Genomic DNA, 20,575 nt, shown 5'->3' with positions numbered 1-20,575 from the left:
CTCGCATCGGTTGCCGGGGGGACGCTGGCGCTTTGCGCCAGCAGGCGACATTCCATTTCAATGGATGGCATCGGGGCTCCTTGCCGCTGCGGCGGGATTCTGGTTCGGGGAGGCCATGCTGGCCGGCGACCGGCTCACGGTGCTGGCTCCGCTGGCGCAGCGGGGTGCGGTTCATGGCCGGCCCAGGGGGCGAGGATGAAACTGAAAGCCAGGCCGAGGCTGACGGCCAGGCCGAAATTGCTCACCGCCGGGGTGCTGGAGATGGCCAGCAGGCCGAACGACAGCCAGGTGGTCAGCGCCGCCAACAGGGTGCCCAGCAAGCTCACGGCCGCGCCGCCGATCCGCTCGCGCATGAGGATCGCGTAGTCGACGCTGATGGCGGTCACCAGCAGCAGGCCGAACAGACTGAACAGCGTCAGTGGCTGCCCCAGCCAACCGAGGCTGGCCAGGCTGCACAGGGCCGCCAGCAGCGGCAGGGCCACCAGGCGCAAGGCCCCGCCGAAACCGAAGGGCAGGACCAGCACCAGCACGATCAGCACGCAGGAGGCCAGCTTGAGCTCGGCGGCGCTGACCTGGGTGGCGGCGAAGACCTGGTTCAGCTCGCCCAGGCGATCCACCAGCTCGATGCCGGGCAGGTCGCTGGACTGGACTCGCAGCAAGGCCGCGTCGTTCAGGCCCTGCAAGCTGACCAGGGCGGCCACGCCCTCGGCATTGGCGCCGAGCCAGAGTGGCCGGAAGGGTTCGGCCAGCGGCCCTGCCAGCGCGCTGTCGATGTCTGCCAGGGGCAGCTCCTGCAATTGCTTGAGCTCGGCTTGCAGCGCCTGCTCGGGCACGCCCAGCGCCAGCAGTGGCTGCCAGTATTCGGGCAGGCGCTCGAGGGCCGCGCGGACCTGGCGTTGCTGCGCCGGCTGGCTGAGCAACTGGTTGAGCGACAGGTAGCCCTTGAGCTTGTCCAGGCCCACCAGGGGGCGCAGGCGTTCGTCCAGGAGGTCGAGGCGCTCCAGCAGCTGTTGCTGGTCGGCTGCGCGCACCAGGAAGAACTGGCTGGTGGGTTGGTAGCCGGTGATCCGGGCGATGGCCTGGGCCTCTTGCAGCAACTGGGGCGGTGCGCCGACCCACTGGCGGATATCGTTCTTGCTGTCGAGCTGCCACAGGCCCGCCGCGCAGAACAACCCCAGCAGCGCCAGCAGCACCGGGCCCGGCACCCTTGCCAGCAGGGCGCTGCGCAGCCGCAGCAAGCCGGCGGCGACCCGTAGCGGCCACTGCGCCGGGTATAGCTCGACCTTGCGCAGCAGCGCCGGCAGCAGGCACGCGGCCGCCAGGTAGGCGCCCAGCAGGCCGGCGGCGGAGAACACGGCGATCTGGGTCAGGGCCGGGAATGGCGTCCAGGCCAGGGCCAGGTAGCCGATGCAACTGGTGGCCAGGCTCAGGCTCAGGCCCGGCAGGGTCAGGCGCAGGGCCGGCCAGCTGCGCCAGGGCTTGAGGCTCCAGCTCTTGGACAGGTAGTGCAGTGGATAGTCCACGGCCACGCCGATCAGGCTCGAGCCCAGCACCAGGGTCATGACGTGCATGTGCCCGAACAGGGCGACGCAGGCCACGGCGCCGAACAGCATGCCCACCAGCACCGGGACGAAGGCCAGCAAGGCGTGCCAGCGGCGAAAGGCCAGGAGCAGCAGTGCCAGGATGCCCAGGGTCGCGCCTCCGCCGACCCAGGAGATTTCCCGTGAGGCCTGTTGCTGGCCGTTGGCGGCATACAGCAAGCCACTGGCCGCCAGTAGCTGTCCTTGTTGGTGAGCGGCCTGTTCGCGGCTGTGCTGCAGCAGTCCGGCCACCTGCAACGGCAATCGCAGGTCGAAGGCATTGCCGGCGGTATGGGCCCGCAGCAGCACCCAGTGCTTGCCGTCGGCCTCGGCCAGCAGCGCGCCGCTGCCGATGTCCAGTTGCACGCTGGCGTGTTGTGGCTGGCTGGCCTGGATCCGCCCGGTCAGGCCCAGCCAATCATCCTGGCTGGGCACCAGGGTGAAGCCGGCGAAGGGGTCGAACAGGCTCTGCACCCGTTGCTGGATGAAGGCCTGGGGCTGTTCGAGCAACTGCAGGCGGTCCTTGGCCGAAAGCATCGCCAGGCGACCCTGCAACAGTTGCTTGCGCAAGGCCGGCAGGTCGGCCTGCAGGGTCCACTGGACCTTGTCGAACAGGCCGCTGGCCTGCCACTGCCCGGCCAGTTCGCGAGCCAGGTCCAGCGCCTGCTGGCGTTGGGCGTGGCCCACCAGGACCAGGATCTCGCGGTTCAACGGCTCCTGCATGCGCTGTTCGGCCTGCAACTCCAGGGCGTCCGGGGCGGTGCCTGGCACCAGTTCCATGAGGTCGGCCGACAAGGGCGCGCCGTGGCGCCACTGCCAGGCGGCAGTGGCCAGGACCAGGGCCAGCAGGATCAGGAAGAGGCGTGGCAACCAGCGCTCACTCGGCAAAGTCATGGCGTTCCAGGTCGCTCAGGGGTTGGTTGCTGGTGCTGTCCTGCATGATCAACAACGTGCGGTCGCCCTGGGCTTCCAGCAGCTCGATGCGTTGCACCAGGGCGCCGCCGTCGATGTCGATCCGGGTGAAGATCTGCTGGAGCAGCAGTGAACGAGGCAGCAGTTGCAGGTGCCAGTCTTGCGCGGTGCCTTGCAGGCGCAGTTCGAAGTCCCGCTGCAGGCCACTGCTGTCGCCTTGCAGCACGGCCAGGAACAGGCGGTTGTGCTCGGCGCCGGCGCTCTTGCCCGGCAGCATCTGCCAGCCCTCGGCATCGCGGCGGGCGATGCCCTTGGGCGTGATGCGGTAGTCCTGTTGCAATGGGGTCTGCAACAGCCACAGCAGGCCATGCTGGCGGGCCAGGACGAACTGGCCCTTGCTGGTCAGCGGCTGGGGCAGGGCCCGCAGGTGTTTTTCCTGGATGAAACGACCATGGATCACCTCGGGGCGCGACAGCTGCTCGCTCAATCGCTGCAGGTCGAAGTCCTGGGCCTGGGTCAGGGGCGGCACGGCCAGCAGAAGCAGGCAGGCCAGTAGCAAGCGTTGGCAGAAGGTCATGGCAACAGGCGCTCCACGGCGTCGGTGAAGATCTTGGGCGAGGCCAGCTGCATTTCGCGGCTGGCGATTGCCACGGCCACTTGTACCGAGCTGGCGCGGGTCAGGCGCTCGCCCGTGGCCAGGTCGGTGATCAGGTAGTTGATCTTCAGGCGGTTCTCCCATTCCACCAGGCTGGCGCGCACGTTCAGGGTCTGGCCGAACACCGCGCCACGTACATAGCGCAGTTGCAGGTCGATCACCGGCCAGGCGTAGCCGGAGTCGCGCATTTGCTCATAGTTGTGGCCGAGCTTGTCGAGCAGGGCGCAGCGGGCGACCTCCAGGTACTTGACGTAATGCCCGTGCCAGACCACGTGCATGGTGTCGACATCGAAGAACGGCACCAGGATCTGGGTATCGACGTAGATCGCTCCCTGGCTACGCATGCAACCTCCAGTGTTGTGCGGCGATACGTTGCAGGCACAGGCGCAGTTCGCCCTCCAGGGCGCGGTCCTCGATCACCGGTGGAAAATCCTCGGCCAGCTGCTCGCGCATGGCCGCCAGGGCCGCCGGCAAGGCTCGGGCATCGGCTTCGCGGCTGCGCAGCCAGACGCCCTGGTTGGCGGCCAGCAGGGTCGCGGCGGCCACTTGTTCGGTGAGCTCCAGCACGCGCAGCGCATCGCGGGCGGCGATGGTGCCCATGCTCACCTTGTCCTGGTTGTGGCACTCGGTGGAGCGCGAGAACACGCTGGCCGGCAGGGTGTTCTTCAAGGCTTCGGCGGTCCAGGCGCTGGCGCCGATCTGCACCGCCTTGAATCCATGGTTGAGCATGGCCCGCTCGGCCGTCGCGCCGGACAGGTTGCTCGGCAGGCCGTGGTTGTAGCGCACGTCCACCAGCAGGGCCAGTTGCCGGTCCAGCAGGTCGGCGACGTTGGCCACCAGGTTCTTCAGGCTGTCCATGGCGAAGGCGATGTGCCCGCCATAGAAGTGCCCGCCGTGGAGCACCCGCTCGGCCTCGGCGTCGATGATCGGGTTGTCGTTGGCGCTGTTGAGCTCGGTTTCGATGAACGCGCGCAACCAGCCCAGGCTGTCGGCCAGCACCCCCAGTACATGGGGCGCGCAGCGCAGGGAGTAGCGGTCCTGGAGACGATGCAGGGGCGCGGTGGGGGCGTCGATCGCCAGGTCCTGGCGCAGCCAGGCGGCCACCCGGGTCTGGCCCGGATGGGGCTTGGCGGCGAACAGGCGTTCGTCGAAGTGCTCCGGGTTGCCTTGCAGGGCCACCACGTTCAGGGCCGTGATCCGCGTCGCCAGGCGCAGCAGGTAGTCGGCGCGAGCGAAAGCCAGGCAGGCCAGGCCCGTCATCACCGCGGTGCCGTTCATCAGCGCCAGGGCCTCCTTGGGCCGCAGTACCAGGGGCTGCCAGCCCAGCTCGCGGTGTACGTCGACCGACTCGCGGCGTTCGCCACGGAACAGCACCTGGCGCTCCCCGGACAGGGTGGCGGCCACGTAGGACAGCGGCGTCAGGTCGCCACTGGCGCCCACCGAGCCTTCCTGGGGGATCAGCGGCAGGATGTCCAGGTCGAGGAAGGCTTGCAGGCGTTCCAGCAACTCCACGCGCACTCCGGACATGCCGTGGCACAGCGACTGCAGGCGCGCCGCCAGCACCGCCCGGGTCGCCTGGGGATCGAGCAACTGGCCCAGGCCGCAGCCGTGGAAGGTGTACAGGTGCCGGGGTAGCGCCTCGACATGCTCCAGTGGCACCGCCACCACGCAGGAGTCGCCGTAACCTGTGGTCACGCCGTAGATCACCCCTTCCTTGTCCAGCAGGGAGTCGAGGAACTGCGCGCCCTTGGCGATACGCTGGCGCCAGGCCGCATCGGCTTGCAGGCGCGCTGGCGCCCGGCGGTTGGCCAGGGCCAGCACGTCCTCGATGCGCAAGGGATGTTCGCCGAAGGTGACCGGCTCAGGAGTCGAGGTTGTCATCGGTTTTCCAGAATGGGTAGAAGTTGAACCACTGTTGCGGGGCTTGCAGGCAGTACTGGCCCAGGCGCTCGGCATAGCGCGCGGCCCAGTGGGCGATCACTTGCTGGCGGTCGTTGCGCTTCCACTGCACGGCCTCGGTGAAAGGTTCGAGGATCACTCGGTAGCGCCCCTGCTGCTTGAGGCAGAGCAACAGGTTGACCGGGCACTTGAGCAGCCCGGCCAGCAGCCAGGGCCCCTGGGGAAAGGCCGCCGGCTGGCCGAGGAAGTCCACCTGCACGTTGCGCCCGCCGTGCAGCGGCACGCGGTCGCCGGCGATCGCCAGCCACTCGCCGCGCTCCAGGCGCTGGCTCAGTTGCAGCATGATCGCCGGGTCCAGCTCGCTGACCTGGACCAGCCGCAGGTTGCTGGCCCCGGCCTCGCCCAGGAGGCGGTTGAAGCGTTCGGCATGCCGGGTATGCACCAGCACGTTCATGGTCACCTGCTCGCCGAGTTCGGCCAGGGCCCGGCAGACTTCCAGGTTGCCCAGGTGCGCGCCCACCAGCAGTTGCCCGCGTTCGCCGCGCAGTTGCTGGCGCAGGCCCGCCGGGTCGAGGATCTCGATCTGTTCCAGGCGCAGCTTGCCGTTCCACACATCGAGCTTGTCCAGCAGGGCCTCGGCGAAGGCCATGAACTGACCGAATACCCGGCGCTGGCTGGGCAGCAGGTCTTCGCGCTGGTGGAAGCGGGCCAGGCGCAGCTGGTATTGCCAGATGCTGCGGCGGGCGCTGCGGCCGAACAGGAAGAAGTACAGGACGATGGCGTACAGCAGCGGGCTCAGCACCCGGCGGCCCAGGGTCCGTACGCCGAAGGCGGTGAGTTTCATCAGCCAGAAGCTGCCGCGTTCGCGGCGTTCGGCCCAATGCCTGTTGGAGGAGGGCTCGCGGTTCATGTGCGCCACCGCCGCCAGAGAATCAGAGGCAGGCGCGCGAGCATGCCGAAGAACAGCTTGGCGTGCATCCTGGAGATCAGGGCGTTGTCGTGCCACAGGCGAAAGTGCGAGAGGCCGTCCTGGGGATAGTGGACCCGGGTCGGCAGCCAGAGCATGGCCTGGTTGCGCCAGGACAGGCGCACGAGGATTTCCGGGTCGAAGTCCATGCGCCGGCCCAGGGCCACTGAATCGACCAGGGCCAGGGTCGGTACCAGGGGATAGACCCGGAAACCGCACATGGAGTCCGGGATCTGCAACGACAGGCTGTTGATCCACACCCAGACATGGGTCAGGTAGCGGGCATAGAGGCGGCCCTTGGGCACGCTGGCGTCGTACTGTGGATAACCGCAGACCAGGGCCTGGGGCGACTGGCGCGAGCAGTGGATGAAGTTATCCACAGCGCTCAGGTCGTGCTGGCCGTCGGCGTCCACTTGCAGGGCATGGCTGAAGCCCAGGCGTGCGGCCTCCCGCAGCCCGGCCATGACCGCGCCGCCCTTGCCCTGGTTGACCGCCAGGCGCACCAGGAATACTTGCTCGCGCTCGGCCAGGCGTTGCAGCACGCTGGCGCACCCGGGGCTGCTGGCGTCGTCCACCAGGATGCAGGGCAGACCCTGTTCCCGCAGGGCGTCGACCACCGCCGGCACGGCGCCCTCGTGGTTGTAGACCGGGATCACCGCGCAAGGGTTATGCACAGGCGCCTGGCTGGACAAATTATCCACAGCTGCCCTCCAGCAGGATACGGCCGCTGGAACAGGCGGCCCCGGCATTGAGGTAGGCGAAGTACAGCTTCTGGCGCTGGGTGTCGAAGCGCAGGTTCAACTGGATGCGATCGCCGGGGCGTATCAGTTGCTGGAACTTCAGCACTTCCATGCCGGCGAAACGACCCGGCAGTTCCAGCAGGCGCTGGCCGAGGGCCAGGGCCCAGTCCACCTGCACCACCCCGGGAAGAATCGGCGCCTGGGGAAAATGCCCGCTGAAATAGGCCAGGTCCGGGGGGATCGCCAGTTGCAGCTGCCACTCGTCGTCCTGCTGCAATTGGGCCAGGACTTCCGGCTCCCGCGGGCGCGGCGCCTGGAGCAGGGCCTGGACCTGGGCCTGGGGCAGCTTGCCCTGGGCGGTGAGCGGCAACTGGCGCAGCAGGCGCCAGCGCCGGGGCAGGGCCAGGGCCTCGCAATGCTGGGCCAGGTGCTGGCGCAGGGCCTGGACCAGGTGGCGCCGGCCCTGGTTGCGCAGTACATGCAGGCCGGCTTCGTCGAGCACCAGCAGGGCGCCCAGATAGGCACGGTTCTCCTCGATCACCCCAAGGCGGGCCTCGGCGACCCAGGCATGGCTTTCCAGGGCCTGCTCCAGCATGGGCAGGGAGATGCGTTTTTCTTCCAGCTTGACGATGCGGTCCAGGCGCCCCAGCAGTTCGAAGCGGCCGTCGGTGGCGATTCGCGCGGCATCGGCACTGTGTTCCACGTGTCCGGCCGGCAGGTAGGGCGAGGCGATCAACAGCGCGCCGTCGGCATCCTGGCCCAGTTGCACATCGGCGAAGGGTTGCCACAGGGTCGCGCCCTGGCGCCAGGCGATCCCGCCGGTCTCGGAGCTGCCGAGGATCTCCGTGGGCCATTGCCCCAGGCGCTGCTGCAAGCTCGCGGCGGCGGGGCCGGGCAAGGCGCCGCCGGAAGAAAATACCCGCCGGACCTGGCTCAGGGCCGGCCAGTCGAGGTTGTCGCCCATGCGCTTGAGCAGTGCCGGGCTGGCCACCCAGGCGAATGCCGGGCATTGGCGGCTGGCCCGTTGCAGGTCTTCGGGGAACGCCAGTTGGCGCCGCAGGAACGGGCGACCGGCGCACAGTGGCCAGAGCACCCGGAACAGCAGGCCATAGATGTGCTGGGTGGCGACGCTGCCGATGATCCAGGCCGGGCCCAGGTCGTGGCCCCAGAGTTGCTCCAGGGCCTGTACTTCATTGGCCAGCTGGCGCAGTCGCTTGTCGATGCGCTTGGGTTCGCCGCTGGAACCGGAGGTGCACAGGCTCAGGCGGCAGGTGTCCAGGTCCAGTTCGGCCGCCGCCAGGGGGCTGGTCGCGGTTGCCGGCAGCAACGGGTCCTGGTCGGTCAGCCACAAGTCGACCTCCGTCGCCCAGCGCTGGCGGGTCTGGGCTTGCAGGTCGGCGGGCAGCAGCACGCTGGCCCCGGCACGCCAGGCGCCGAGCAGGGCCACCGCCAGCTCCACGGCATCTTCCAGGTGGATCGCCACGCGCTCGACGTGCCGCTCCCGGAGGGTCGCGGCCAGGCCAAGGGCCCGGGCCTGCAGGGTCGCAAGGTCGATCTCGGGATGGGCGCTGGCCAGCCGTGGCCCTTGTGTCCCGAGCAGGAGCCGCTCAAGGGGAATCCAGTTCATCTACGGCCTCTTACCCGTTGGCGCAACAGCCATTCGGTAGCGAACAGCAAACCCATCAGCCCGTAGGCGATCAGGCCGTTGTACAGCATCCACCAGTCCAGCGGCGCCCAGAGTGTCAGGGCGGCGGCGACCAGGCCGTTGCAGAGGAAGAACAGACTCCAGGCGATGGTCACCTGGCGGGTGTAGCGTACGGCCTGTGGCGGCAGCTCCGGTTCGCTGAGGCGGGCCAGGCGCTCGGCCACTGGCGGGCCATGCTTGAGGCTCAGGCCGAACAGCCCCAGCATGCAGGCGCTGATCAGCACCGGGTACCAGCGCAGCAGCCCCGGGCGGTCGAACCAGGCCAGCAACAGGCAGAAGACAAGCGCGGCACCGGCCATCCACAGGCTGCCGGGACGGCGCTCACCGGTCAGTGCCCGGACCAGCCACAGGCTGCCCAGCAACAGGCCGAACTGCCATGGCGCGAAGTGCTCCATGCCGAAGTACACGGCGAAGGGATAAAGCAGGCCGGCCAGCAACAAGCCCAGGCCGATCAGGCGGTTCATGCGGCCGGCTGGACCAGACGATAGACCGCCTCGACCACGTCGTTGACGGTACGTACCGACTTGAACTCCTCGGCGGCGATTTTCTTGCCGGTCTGGCGCTTGATGTGGTCGATCAGGTCGACGGCGTCGATGCTGTCGATTTCCAGGTCCTGGTACAGGTTGGAGTCCAGGCTGATGCTCGATGGCTCCACTTCGAAGAGTTCGACCAGGGCATCGCGCAGGGTATTGAAGATGTCGTCACGGGTTTGCATGGTCGGTTCTCAAGCTGCCTGTTTTGCGCTGACGAAGGCCGCGAGGCTCGCCACGTTGCTGAAGTGATTGCGGGTGTCCTTGGCGTCGGCGTCGATCTTGATGCCGTATTTCTTCTGGATCGCCAGGCCCAGCTCCAGGGCGTCCACCGAATCCAGGCCGAGGCCTTCGCCGAACAGTGTCTGCTGGTCGCCGATGTCCTGGGCGCTGATGTCTTCCAGGCCCAGGGCATCGATGATCAGCCGTTTGATTTCAAGCATCAGGTCCGGGTGCGTATCGCTCATCTTTGGCGAGCTCCTTGGTGAAATAGTGGTGCAAGTGCTCATTGAGCTTGCGCGAAGCCTGGGGCGCCGGGCCCTGGGCGGCAAAGGTCTGTGGGTCTATATCGGCACCGACGTGAAAACTGAAGTGCACCCGGCGTTGCGGGATCCGGTACCAGGGCTCGGCCTTGGTCAGTGTGCTGGGGCTGACCCGGATCACCACGGGTGTGATGAGCTTGGCACCGCGCAGGGCGATCGCCGCCGCGCCCCGATGAAAGGCCGGCGCGGCGCCGGGCGGGGTGCGGGTGCCCTCGGGAAAGACGATCAGCGTCTGGCCTTCGTGCAGAGCCCCGCAGGCGTTCTCGAGCATCTCCAGGCTGCCGTCGTTGCTGATGTACTGGGCCGCGCGCACCGGGCCGCGAGTGAAGGGGTTGTTCCACAGGCTGTCCTTGACCACGCAGTTGGCGTCGCGCACCAGGCCGATCAGGAACACCACGTCGATCAGCGACGGGTGGTTGGCGATGATCATCTGGCCTGGGCGCCCCAGTTGCCCGGCGCCCTGGACCTCATAGGTGAGTACGCCGCTCCTGGCCATCCAGCGGATGAACAGCCAGAACAGCCGGCTGATGGTCTTGCGCGCCCGCAACCGCTGGCGCAGGGCATCCCCGGGCAGGCAGGCGTGCAGCGGGAAGATCACCAGGCGCAGGCATAAACCACCTATTCCGAACACCGCAAAGCTCAGCGCCGTGGCCACCAGGCGCCAGTAATAGGCATCGCGCCCCTTGGCCTTCACTGGTTGCGTTGCCAAGTCCATGTGCGATTCATCCAGGCATGTTGGCAATAAGATTGCGGCCCGAGCAGGGTACGCAACAGGTTCAGGGCGTGGGGCCATTGGGCTGGAGCCTGGCTCCGGGCGCCGGTGCCATCCAGGGACAACTGCCAATCCTCGCCGGGGGTCAGCAGCAGGCCCAGGGCATAGGGAAAGGGCACGTCGTCGATCCAGTCGGCGTAGGCCTGGGGGGGCTGCTCCTCGGTGATCACCAGCAGTACGTGGGGCGCGCCGTCGGCCAACAGCGCCGCGGCTTCCAGCATACCGTGCTCCAGGCCGTCCCCGGCCGCGGCCAGGGCAGTCATCTCGCTGGTCTCGCCACGCATGATGGACCACAGGCCGATCACCGCGTTGTGCACCGAGAGGCTGAACTGGGTGGGCGACAACGGTTGCTCGGCGGCCAGGTCGCTGAGGATCTCCAGGGTCCGCGGGGTTTCGCCATGGCGGGAAATGAACACCAGGGGCAGGCGCTCGAGGCCCTCGGCCAGGGGCCAGCCAACGCTGAAGGCCATGCGGGCCAGGCGACTGAGGCGGCGGCGCTGCATGGCGGGCAGGAAGGAAACGTCCGGAGCGCTATCGCTGCTGGCCGGCAGGACCGGCTGCTGGCACCAGGCCTGCCAGGCGTCCACGCCCTCGAGCCCAGGGGCCCACGCACGCCATCGAGCGATATTGAACTTGATCACTTGGTTTCATCCCGCCCCTGCGGGCTTTCTTGACGTGGTGCGGCGCTGGGGATGGCGCCTGGCCAGGATGACGCGTAAGCGCCAGTGGCGCGCATTATCCCGGTGCAACAGTCATGTAGCAAATGCCGGATGGGCTGCTGGTCGCAAATGAGAAGAATCTGCCGTGGAGCGAAGAGTCCCTTCGCCGCTATCGGCTTTCGGGGCCTTGTGCAGGCGCCTGGCAGCGGGGCTGGCGCAGTAGCCGGCCGGTCCCGGGATAGCCGGCCGAACTTATGCTGCCGAGGTAGCTAAGGGGCGGCGGGGGCTACTACACTCGGGGATCTTTGATACACGGAGGTCTAGCTATGCGGCGCGTGGTGTTCAATCAGAAAGGTGGCGTGGGCAAGTCGAGCATTGCCTGCAATCTGGCGGCGGTCAGCGCCAGCGAGGGCTATCGCACCTTGCTGGTGGACCTCGATGCCCAGGCCAACTCGACCCAGTACCTCACCGGCCTGACCGGCGAGGACATTCCCATGGGCATCGCCGACTTCTTCAAGCAGACCCTGTCCTCCGGGCCGTTCTCCAGGAAGAACCAGGTGGACATCTACGAGACGCCGTTCGACAACCTGCATGTGGTGACCGCCACGGCCGAGCTGGCGGACCTGCAGCCCAAGCTGGAGGCCAAGCACAAGATCAACAAGCTGCGCAAATTGCTCGACGAGTTGTCCGAGGATTACGAGCGGATCTACCTCGACACCCCGCCAGCTCTGAATTTCTATGCGGTATCGGCGCTGATCGCGGCCGATCGCGTGCTGATTCCCTTCGATTGCGACAGCTTTTCTCGCCAGGCCCTGTACGGCCTGCTGGCCGAGATCGAAGAGTTGAAGGAGGACCACAACGAAGAGCTCGAGGTCGAGGGTATCGTGGTCAACCAGTTCCAGGCCCGGGCCAGCCTGCCGCAACAGATGCTCGACGAGCTGATTGGCGAAGGCCTGCCGGTGCTGCCGGTGTACCTGGCCAGCTCGGTGCGCATGCGTGAATCCCACCAGGCCAGCCTGCCGCTGATCCATCTCGATCCACGGCACAAGCTGACCCAGCAGTTCGTCGACCTGCACAACCTGCTGGAAAACGCCTGAGTTTCAAGTGGCCATGGGCGCTGGGCGTGGCCTGCGCTTCATGGCGTTCTCTCAAATCCCCTGGCTGCGCAACCAGCCGATCAACTGCGGCAAGGGCAGGGCACCGCTTTGCCGGGCCACTTCCCGGCCATTTTTGAACAGGATCAGGCTTGGAATCGAGCGAATGCCCAACTGTGCCGAAAGCTGCTGGTTGGCTTCGCTGTCCAGCTTGGCCAGGCGGCATTTGCCGCTCAGTTGCGCCGCGGCCTGCTGGAAGGTCGGCGCAAAGGATTTGCACGGCCCGCACCAGTCCGCCCAGACATCCACCAGCAGCGGCAGGTCGCCCTTGACCTGGCTGGCGTAGTCGCCCTGTTGCAAGTCAAAGGGTTTGTCCAGCAACACCTCGGCCTTGCAGCGCCCGCACTTGGGGTGGTCGCCCAGGCGCTCGGCGGGGATGCGGTTGAGGCCGTTGCAGTGCGGGCAGGGGATCAGCAGTGGGTCGGTCATGGGGGCTCCGGGTCAGTGGCCAATGGCACCTATCTGGAGCCGTGGCGCGCATTTATCAAGACGCGGGGCCGGTGGATGCATCCGCTCACATATCGGAGCCCTGTCCCTGGGCTCCTATCTCTTAGGATTGGCAGGACATCGACCGCTGGTCTATTCATGATTATCGCAACTTGCGATTGACCGGCTTTCTGGCTAGCTTTCATAGCAATATGCGATAGGGACATTGCATGCGAGGGATCACTGCAAAACGTATATGGGAGGCCAAGGAGAAATGGCCGCAGTCAGCCAAGGCGCTGGATGATTGGTACCGACTGATCAAGAGCAATAGCTTTGCCGATTTCTCGGCAATCAAGGCCATGTTCCCGGCTGTGGACAAGGTCGGTCCATTACATGTCTTCGATGTTGGTGGCAACAAGCTGAGGTTGATTGCCGTCCTGCGCTACACCACCCAGAAACTCTATATCAGGTACATATTGAACCACCGTGAGTACGACCGAGGGCAATGGAAGGAGGGATGACAATGAGTGTGTTGATCAAGCAGGCGGCCGAGCACTGGCAATTCGTTGCGCCATTGCTACGCAAGCCTCGGACCGAAGAAGACTATGATCGACTGGTCCAGGCTCTGGATGAGTTGCTGGACCTTACGGGGGATGATGAGGCTCATCCTCTGAACAGCCTGCTGGAGATCATTGGTGACTGGATCGAGGCGTATGACCTCGAACACCGGCCTATCCCCAAGGCTAGTGGCATCGATGTACTGCGTTACTTGATGCGCGAGCACGGCCTGACCCAGAGCGACCTGCCCGGGGTCGGGGCGCAATCGGTGGTTTCCGAAGTGCTCAGTGGCAAGCGCCAGCTCAACCTGCGGCAGGTGCGCTGGCTGTCCGAGCGCTTCAAGGTGGCGATGGAAGTGTTCGCCTGACTCAGGACGAACAACTGATCTCCAGGTGCTTGCCCCAGTCCGGCGGTCGCTTGGCGTAGTTGTCCATGCCGGCCTGTTCCTCGAACGGTCGGCTCAGCACCTGGTGCAGGCGCCGCACTTCGCTGTAGTCGCCCGATTCCGCGGCCTCGATGGCCTGCTGCGCCAGGTAGTTGCGCAGGATGTACAGCGGATTGACCGCGTGCATGCGCGCCTGGCGCTGTTCCTGGCCCTGCAGCGGATCGCGGGCCACCCGTGCGACGTACGACTCGGCCCAGGCATCGAAGCCCTTGAGATCGACGAAGTCGTCACGCAACTGCGCCACGGCCAGCTCCGGCGCCGTGTCCCCCAGGCGGCGGAAGAACAGGCTGTAGTCCACGGCGCTGCCCTGCATCAGTTGCAGCAGCCGTTCCACCAGTTGCTGGTCGGCATCCTCGGCTTGGGTCAGGCCCAGGCGCCGGCGCATCAGGTCCAGGTAGTGGGCCTGGTACAGCGGCAGGAACAGGCCCAGGGCTTCACGCAGGTCCTCGACCGCAATCAATGGGGTCAGGGCCTGGGCCAGGGCGCTGAGGTTCCATTGGCCGATGGGCACCTGGTTGCTGAAGGAGTAGCGGCCCTGGTCGTCGGAGTGGTTGCAGATAAAGTGTGCATCGAAGTCGTCGAGGAAGGCGAAAGGGCCGAAGTCGAAGGTGATGCCCAGGATCGACATGTTGTCGGTGTTCATCACGCCGTGGCAGAAGCCATAGGCTTGCCATTTGGCAATCAGCTCGGCATTGCGCTCGACGATCTCGCGGAACATCGCCAGGTAGGGCTGGGGCTGGTGCCGGCAGTCGGGAAAGTGCTGGGCCAGTACGTACTCCGCCAACTGGGTGTGCTGCTCGGACTTGCGCGTGTAGTAGAAATATTCGAAATGCCCGAAGCGAATATGACTGGGCGCCAGGCGCAGGAGCATGGCGCCGCGCTCCTGCTTCTCGCGCCATACCGGGGTGTCCGAGCCGATCACGCACAGCGCCCGGCTACTGGGAATACCCAGGGCATGCAGGGCCTCGGAGGCGAGGAACTCGCGGATCGACGAACGCAGCACCGCACGGCCATCGCCCATGCGCGAATAAGGTGTCTGGCCGGCGCCCTTCAGGTGCAGGTCCCAGTATTGGCCGGCATCGTTGCGTACTTCCCCCAGCAACAAGCCACGGCCGTCCCCCAGTTGGGGGTTGTAGGAGCCGAACTGGTGCCCGGAATAGACCATCGCCCGGGGTTCGGCCTCGGACCACAGCTTGTGCCCGCCGAACAGCTCGGCGAACACCGGGCTTTCGGCGACGGCGGGGTCCAGGTCCAGCAGGGCCATGGCGGCCGGGCTGGCCACCACCAGGCGCGGGTTGTCCAGGGGCTCGGGCAGCACATGGGTCGAGAAGGCATCGCCCAGGCGGGCGAAGCGATTGTCGAAGGTCAGTTCGTCGAGGGCTTTCAACGGCCATCTCCCAGCAGAATGTCCGACCATTCTGCTGGGCAAAGCCGTTCGCGTCGAGTTCGCCGGGCGTTACGGGGCTGGCTTTTCCGGCGCTGGTGGGTCCTGGGGTTTTTCCGGGCCAATGGGCACCATCTTGTACTCCTGGCCGTGGAGGTTCTTGAGGTAGACCTCCATCTGCCGGAACGAGATGTTGATGTGCTGCTTCTTGAACTCGCGACTGATGAAGCGGTTGACCTCGTCGATCACCGGGTTGCGGTCGCCCAGTTCGCGCACGTGCATGCGCAGTTCGTGGTCCAGGGTGCTCTCGCCGAAACTGAGGAAGTACACCTGGGGTTCCGGCTCCTTGAGTACCCGTGGGTTCTCCCGGGCGGCCTTGAGCAGCAGTTCCTTGACCAGGTCCAGGTCCGAGCCGTAGTCGACGCCGAGTTTCAGGGTCACGCGAGTGATGGTGTCGGTCAGCGACCAGTTGATCAGTTGCCCGGTGATGAAGGTCTGGTTCGGGACGATGATGTCCTTGCGGTCGAAGTCGGTGATGGTGGTGGCGCGGATGCGGATCCGGCTCACGGTGCCCGAGAGGTTGCCGATGGTGATGGTGTCGCCGATCCGCACCGGGCGCTCGAACAGGATGATGATGCCGGAAATGAAGTTGGCGAAGATCGCCTGCATGCCGAAGCCCAGGCCTACCGATAGCGCGGCCACCAGCCATTGCAACTTGTCCCAGCTGACGCCGAGGGTCGACAGGGTGGTGACGAAGCCGATCCCGGCAATGGCATAGGAGAGCAAGGTGGTGGTGGCGTAGGCACTGCCCTGGGCCAGGTTCAGCTTGGACAGCACCAGCACTTCCAGCAGGCCCGGCAAGTTGCGCGCCAGGGCGAAGGTGATGCCGACGATGATCAGTGCGCCGAGCAGGTCGCCGATGCTGATGGGCACCATGCTCATGTTGGCGCCGGTGCCGCTGGTGTACTCGTAGAGGGTCACCCGGTCCAGGTAGGAGAACACCGAGATCAGGTCGGCCCAGACCCAATACAGGGCCACCATGAAGCCACCCAGCAGGGCCAGGCGGATCAGGCGCAGGGACTGTTCGTTGACCTTCTCGATGTCCATGGTCGGCTCCTCGACCACCGCTTCACCGCTTTCCCCGGCCTCCTTGGCCGCCTGGCGCTTGCTCAAGGCGCGCTGGTAGGCCAGGCGCCGCGCCGCGACGGCCAGGCCGCGCACGAAGGTGGCCTCGACCACCAGCCACAGCATCAAGAGGTACAGGGTGTTGATCAGGCGGTCGCTGAGCTTCAGGGCGGTGTAGTAGAAGCCGAAGCACACCGCGATGAACAAGGCGATCGGCAGCAGGGTGAACAGCAAGCCCACGGCCTTGCGGAACAGCGAGGCGTTCTCGTGGGTCGGGCTGCTGAGCAGCAGGCGACTGAGCAGCCAGGCCATCAGGGCATAGCAGGTTAGTACCACGGCGATGCCCAGTACATCCTCGGCCAGGGCCGCGGGCTGCAACTCGGCCACCGTGACCACCGCCACCAGGGCCAGGACGACCAGGCCCAGGCGGCGGATCCAGCCACGCAGGAACTCCACCTGGGGTTTCTCCCAGCGGAAATGCAACTCGGCCACACCACCGGGAGCGAGGATCCGATAGGCGGTGTAGAACACCAGCCAGGCCTGGGCGATCTGCAACAGCGCCGCGCCCAGGGTGGCGTTCTGCCCCCGGGCATCGATCTGCAAGGCATAGCCGCACAGCGCCAGGCCCAGGGCCAGGGGCATCGCCAGCAGGACGTTGACCAGGATCGCCAGGGGCGTGTGCCACTGGCTGTCACGTTTGAAATGGCCGATATCCTTGTGCACCTTGCTCAGGCGCGCATACAGGCTCTTGCGCCGCCACAGCAGGGCGCCGATCAACAGCAGCAGGGGCAGGAACAGCAAGGGCTGCTGCACCAGCGCGTCGATCAGCTCGCTGAAGCTCGAGGCCCAGGGCAAGGTGGTGACCTGGTACTGCAAGCGATCGGGTACCTGGCGCAGCCATGCGGTGTCCAGTGGCTTGTTGCTGGGGATCCAGAACATCTGCTCGTCGAGGGTCGCCCGCAGGGTCTGGGTGGTGCTGAGCAGTTGCTTCTGGTTCAGCTGCAGGGTGATGGACTCGTTGAGCAGTGCGCTCAATTCGCGGTTCAGGCGGTCCAGCAGGTCGACCCGGGTATTGGCCAGTTCCAGCAGGGTCTTGCGCAACTGCGGGGTGACTTGCTCGGGCGGCTGGTTCTTGAGCAGGTTGTCGACGTAGGCGGTGGGGCTGCTGAGCAGCTCGCGCTGCTGGCTGACCTCGAACTGGTAGAGGCGGATATCGGCGATATTGTTCGCCAGGTCGCGGTCGACCTTCAGCCGGGGCAGGGCCTGTTTCTGCTTGTAGAGGATCTTGGACAGCAACAGGCTGCCCTTGAGCACGCTGATCTGCTCGTCCAGCGCCGCGGCGACCTGGGTCACGTTGTCCAGTTGCTGCTTGGTCTGCAGGTTGCGCTGGGTCTGTTCGTTGAGTTGGTCGGTGAAGTGCAGCAAGTAGTCGGAGGCTTCGAGATTGATGGCGCTCTCGGTGGCCAGCAGGCTGCTGCCGCCGGCTTTCTGCGCTTCGATGGATTGCTGGGTGACCGTCTCCTGGGACTGGGCCAGGCGCTTCTGGTTGATCAGGGTCTGCAGGTCCTGGGTTTCCTGCTCCAGGCGCGCGATCTTTTCCACCAGCAGGTCGTGCTGGCTGCTGCCCAGGTCTTGCAGCTGGCTGTTGCCTGCCAGTTCCTGGCGGCGCAGCGGGATCAAGGCATTGATCGCCGCCAGCTCGGCATTGAGCAGGTTGCGCTGGTCGCTGCTCAGCAGCTTGCCGTTGTCCTTGCCCGCCTTGAGGATGGTGTTGATCTGCAGGATTCGCGTCTGGGCGTTGCTGATCTCGGCCTGGGCCCGTTCGGGGCGGGTCTGGGCGCTGATGGTCAGGCTGTTGGAATGGGCCAGGGCTTTTTGCAGTTCACCCTGGGCGGTGGTGCGCTCGGCCAGCAGTTGCTCCAGCTGCGTCACGCTCAGCGTGGCATAGCGCTGGGTCACCGGCACCACCTTGCTGGCCTTGAGGCGCTCCAGCTCGCGCTGGTTTTCCAGGGTCTGGCGTGGAGCGTTGGCCAACTGCTGCTTGAGTTCCGGCAGACGCTGTTCGTAGTCCTGCAGGTTGGCCAGTTGGTTCAGGGTGTTCTGCAAAATGGTCTGCAGGGCCTTCTGATCGACCTCCGACAGCTTGCGCTCGGCGATCTTGTCCAGGCTTTGCTGGACCGCCTCGGCGCTGGGCGGGTCGCCGCCCTGTGCGGCGCCGACAGAGAGACTCAGGCCCAGCAGGGCGATCGCGAAAAACTTATGCAAGGTCGGCATATATATCGGTCAAGCAAGTAGGAATAGAGGAGCGCGCTGGCTGGTAGGAACCTGCCGCGCTTGCGAGTTTAGAGGAAGAGTCCGGGGCCGGGGCGACTTCCTTCGGGGAATCTGACGCCGACCTTGCCGATCTTGTTCCCGTCCATCACTGCGACGGTCCAGATAGTGTTGTTCCACTCCACCTGGTCGCCGACCACCGGCGCACCGCCGACTTTCTGGGCGATGAATGCCGCCAGCGGCATGTTCGCATCCTGGCCGTCGAGCTTGAGGCCGTAGAGCGCCGAGACCGCGCCCAGCTGGGCGTCGCCTTCGAGGACGAAGTCGCCGAAGAAGCGCAGGTCCAGGCCGCGTTCCGGGGCTTGGCTGAAGAGTTTGCCCAGGGCCGGAAGGTTGTGTTCATGGCCGATCACGCACAGCAGGTCATCGGCCTCCAGCACCGTGCTACCCGACGGGTGGAGCAACTGCTGGCCGCGAAACAGGGCGGCGATCCGCGTGCCTTCGGGCATCTTCAGTTCCCGCAGGGCTGCGCCGATGCACCATTTCTCCGCGCCCAGGCGATAGACGAACAGCTCCCACTCGCTGGTGACATGGACTTCCAGGGCGGCCCGGGAAATCGGTGCCGGCTCCGGCGGCACCGTGACCTTCAGCCACTTGGCCACCCACGGCAGGCTGGTGCCCTGCAATAGCAGGGAGATCAGCACGATGAAGAACGCCAGGTTGAAGTACAGCTGGGCGTTGGGCAGGCCGGCCATCAGCGGGAACACCGCGAGAATGATCGGTACCGCGCCCCGCAGCCCGACCCAGGAGATGAAGGCTTTTTCCCGGCCATGGAAGGCCCGGAATGGCAGCAGCCCCACCAGTACCGACAACGGCCGGGCGAACAGGATCATCCACAATGCCAGGCCCAGGGCCGGTAGGGCGATGGGCAGCAGGTCGTGGGGGGTGACCAGCAGCCCCAGCACCAGGAACATGCCGATCTGCGCCAGCCAGGCCATGCCGTCGAGCATGTGCAGGATGCCGTGGCGGCTGCGTACCGGCCGGTTGCCGATCACCAGGCCGCACAGGTACACCGCGAGGAAACCGCTGCCATGCAGGGCGTTGGTCAGGGCGAACACCACCAGCCCGCCGGCGATCACCAGGATCGGGTACAGGCCGTTGGCCAGGTGGATGCGATTGACCAGCTGCAGCATCAGCCAGCCGCCGCCGAGGCCGATCACCGCGCCGATGCCGAATTCGCGGACCAGATCCACCAGCAGGCTCAAGTGCAAGCCGGTATGGCCATTGGCGAGCATGTCGATCAGGGTCACGGTGAGGAACACCGCCATCGGGTCGTTGCTGCCGGACTCGATCTCCAGGCTCGCCGTCACCCGCTCGTTGAGGCCCTTGCCTCCCAATAGCGAGAACACCGCCGCGGCGTCGGTGGAGCCGACGATGGCGCCGATCAGCAGGCCCTGGATCAGGTTGAGGTCGAATAGCCAGGCCGCGGCCATGCCGGTCAGCCCGGTGGTGATCAGCACGCCCACCGTGGCCAGCGAGAGCGCCGGCCACAGGGCTACGCGAAAGCTCGCGACCCGGGTGCGCAGGCCGCCGTCCAGGAGGATCACCGCCAGGGCCAGGTTGCCCACCAGGTAGGCGGTCGGATAGTTGTCGAAGATGATCCCGCCGCCGTCGACGCCGGCGGTCATGCCCACGGCAAGGATGATCACCAGGATCGGGATGCCCAGGCGGGAGGAGAGGGAACTGACCAGGATGCTCGCACCTACCAGCAACGCGCCGATCAAGAACAGGCTGTTGATGGTCGTCGCATTCAAAGGCAGTACTCCAGAGCGGAAAAGGCGGGCGCGAACTGACCATGCAGTCTGCGTGCCATCGATTCTAACCTGCTGAAATGTGCCGCTGTCAAAAGCTTTTCATGGCAGCGACGCAGGCCCCGGCGGACGGTATCCGTCGGGGCTTTGGCCGGGTTTGCGAGGGCCTTCAGAGGTTGAAGCGGGCGACCATGCTGTTGAGGTCCACGGCCAGGCGCGACAGCTCGTTGCTGGCTGCACTGGTCTGGTTGGCGCCAGTGGCCGATTGCACCGACAAGTCGCGGATGTTCACCAGGTTGCGGTCCACTTCGCGGGCCACCTGGGCCTGCTCTTCGGCGGCGCTGGCGATCACCAGGTTGCGCTCGTTGATTTCGATGATCGCGCTGTTGATGGTGTCCAGGGACAGGCCGGCGCCCCGGGCGATGTTCAGGGTCGACTCG

At 66.1% G+C, this 20,575-nt stretch carries 19 protein-coding genes and 1 pseudogene; 3 read left to right on the top strand and 17 right to left on the bottom strand.

Annotation, left to right across the window (positions count from 1 at the left end; translation table 11 throughout):
* Window positions 1–134: 134 nt before the first annotated feature.
* Genes ACK6AU_RS18775 through ACK6AU_RS18720 form a run of 12 tightly spaced genes read right to left on the bottom strand, consistent with a single transcriptional unit; the run spans window position 135 to window position 10,943 of the window.
* Window positions 135–2,474, bottom strand: a complete 2,340-nt coding sequence (locus ACK6AU_RS18775; RefSeq protein ID WP_409300630.1) for an MMPL family transporter — start codon at window positions 2,472–2,474, stop codon at window positions 135–137.
* Entirely contained in the window at window positions 2,458–3,069 is a 612-nt protein-coding gene (locus tag ACK6AU_RS18770) for an outer membrane lipoprotein carrier protein LolA (RefSeq protein WP_185697430.1), read from the bottom strand. Before ACK6AU_RS18770 ends, ACK6AU_RS18775 begins: the two co-directional genes overlap by 17 nt.
* Window positions 3,066–3,491, bottom strand: coding sequence for a thioesterase family protein (locus ACK6AU_RS18765; protein WP_185697431.1), 426 nt, complete (start codon window positions 3,489–3,491; stop codon window positions 3,066–3,068). The genes ACK6AU_RS18770 and ACK6AU_RS18765 overlap by 4 nt, the downstream gene beginning before the upstream one ends.
* Window positions 3,484–5,028, bottom strand: a complete 1,545-nt coding sequence (hutH, locus tag ACK6AU_RS18760; RefSeq protein WP_185697432.1) for a histidine ammonia-lyase — start codon at window positions 5,026–5,028, stop codon at window positions 3,484–3,486. The genes ACK6AU_RS18765 and hutH overlap by 8 nt, the downstream gene beginning before the upstream one ends.
* A complete protein-coding gene (locus tag ACK6AU_RS18755) occupies window positions 5,009–5,956 on the bottom strand; it encodes a glycosyl transferase (RefSeq protein WP_409300627.1) in 948 nt (315 codons plus the stop codon). The genes hutH and ACK6AU_RS18755 overlap by 20 nt, the downstream gene beginning before the upstream one ends.
* Complete coding sequence (locus tag ACK6AU_RS18750; protein ID WP_409300643.1) at window positions 5,953–6,687, bottom strand: glycosyltransferase family 2 protein; 735 nt, start codon at window positions 6,685–6,687, stop codon at window positions 5,953–5,955. Before ACK6AU_RS18750 ends, ACK6AU_RS18755 begins: the two co-directional genes overlap by 4 nt.
* Before the next feature lie 19 nt (window positions 6,688–6,706).
* Entirely contained in the window at window positions 6,707–8,380 is a 1,674-nt protein-coding gene (locus ACK6AU_RS18745; RefSeq protein ID WP_409300625.1) for an AMP-binding protein, read from the bottom strand.
* Entirely contained in the window at window positions 8,377–8,922 is a 546-nt protein-coding gene (locus ACK6AU_RS18740) for a hypothetical protein (protein WP_409300623.1), read from the bottom strand. The genes ACK6AU_RS18745 and ACK6AU_RS18740 overlap by 4 nt, the downstream gene beginning before the upstream one ends.
* Window positions 8,919–9,173: an acyl carrier protein gene (locus ACK6AU_RS18735; RefSeq protein ID WP_022640293.1), complete on the bottom strand. Its 255-nt coding sequence runs from the start codon at window positions 9,171–9,173 to the stop codon at window positions 8,919–8,921. Before ACK6AU_RS18735 ends, ACK6AU_RS18740 begins: the two co-directional genes overlap by 4 nt.
* Before the next feature lie 9 nt (window positions 9,174–9,182).
* The gene (locus ACK6AU_RS18730) at window positions 9,183–9,455 is read right to left on the bottom strand and encodes a phosphopantetheine-binding protein (protein ID WP_185697436.1); all 273 of its coding nucleotides are present in this window, start codon (window positions 9,453–9,455) and stop codon (window positions 9,183–9,185) included.
* Complete coding sequence (locus tag ACK6AU_RS18725) at window positions 9,424–10,245, bottom strand: lysophospholipid acyltransferase family protein (protein ID WP_409300620.1); 822 nt, start codon at window positions 10,243–10,245, stop codon at window positions 9,424–9,426. The genes ACK6AU_RS18730 and ACK6AU_RS18725 overlap by 32 nt, the downstream gene beginning before the upstream one ends.
* A complete protein-coding gene (locus ACK6AU_RS18720; protein ID WP_409300618.1) occupies window positions 10,221–10,943 on the bottom strand; it encodes a beta-ketoacyl synthase chain length factor in 723 nt (240 codons plus the stop codon). The genes ACK6AU_RS18725 and ACK6AU_RS18720 overlap by 25 nt, the downstream gene beginning before the upstream one ends.
* A 344-nt stretch (window positions 10,944–11,287) precedes the next feature.
* On the opposite strand from ACK6AU_RS18720, the gene ACK6AU_RS18715 reads away from it, so the two are divergent.
* A complete protein-coding gene (locus tag ACK6AU_RS18715; RefSeq protein ID WP_022640297.1) occupies window positions 11,288–12,058 on the top strand; it encodes a ParA family protein in 771 nt (256 codons plus the stop codon).
* 51 nt (window positions 12,059–12,109) lie between these two features.
* Here the strand turns inward: ACK6AU_RS18715 and trxC are convergent, their stop codons facing one another.
* The gene (gene trxC, locus ACK6AU_RS18710) at window positions 12,110–12,544 is read right to left on the bottom strand and encodes a thioredoxin TrxC (RefSeq protein ID WP_409300616.1); all 435 of its coding nucleotides are present in this window, start codon (window positions 12,542–12,544) and stop codon (window positions 12,110–12,112) included.
* Window positions 12,545–12,771: 227 nt separating this feature from the next.
* Between trxC and ACK6AU_RS18705 the strand changes: the two genes are divergently transcribed.
* Together ACK6AU_RS18705 and ACK6AU_RS18700 are read left to right on the top strand one after the other, a co-directional pair.
* A complete protein-coding gene (locus ACK6AU_RS18705) occupies window positions 12,772–13,062 on the top strand; it encodes a type II toxin-antitoxin system HigB family toxin (protein WP_409300614.1) in 291 nt (96 codons plus the stop codon).
* A 2-nt stretch (window positions 13,063–13,064) separates the two neighbouring features.
* Window positions 13,065–13,466 carry a type II toxin-antitoxin system HigA family antitoxin gene (locus tag ACK6AU_RS18700; RefSeq protein ID WP_152899074.1) on the top strand — a complete coding sequence of 134 codons (402 nt, stop codon included), beginning with the start codon at window positions 13,065–13,067 and terminating at the stop codon, window positions 13,464–13,466.
* Between the two features lies 1 nt (window position 13,467).
* Here the strand turns inward: ACK6AU_RS18700 and selO are convergent, their stop codons facing one another.
* The 4 genes and pseudogenes from selO to ACK6AU_RS18680 all read right to left on the bottom strand — a co-directional run.
* Complete coding sequence (selO, locus tag ACK6AU_RS18695) at window positions 13,468–14,931, bottom strand: protein adenylyltransferase SelO (RefSeq protein ID WP_409300611.1); 1,464 nt, start codon at window positions 14,929–14,931, stop codon at window positions 13,468–13,470.
* Between the two features lie 69 nt (window positions 14,932–15,000).
* Entirely contained in the window at window positions 15,001–18,327 is a 3,327-nt protein-coding gene (gene mscK / locus ACK6AU_RS18690) for a mechanosensitive channel MscK (RefSeq protein ID WP_409300609.1), read from the bottom strand.
* 68 nt (window positions 18,328–18,395) lie between these two features.
* Window positions 18,396–20,138 (bottom strand): potassium/proton antiporter, encoded by a 1,743-nt coding sequence (locus ACK6AU_RS18685; protein ID WP_185697442.1) that lies wholly within the window; start codon window positions 20,136–20,138, stop codon window positions 18,396–18,398.
* A gap of 166 nt (window positions 20,139–20,304) precedes the next feature.
* Window positions 20,305–20,575, bottom strand: a pseudogene (locus tag ACK6AU_RS18680) (methyl-accepting chemotaxis protein); the annotation flags it as partial.

Origin of the sequence: Pseudomonas sp. KCJK8993 (assembly GCF_046230915.1) — a bacterium.
Classification (GTDB): Bacteria; Pseudomonadota; Gammaproteobacteria; order Pseudomonadales; family Pseudomonadaceae; genus Aquipseudomonas; species Aquipseudomonas piscis.
The sequence above is the reverse complement of the archived record's forward strand: the minus strand, read 5'-3'. Positions and strand labels throughout refer to the sequence as shown.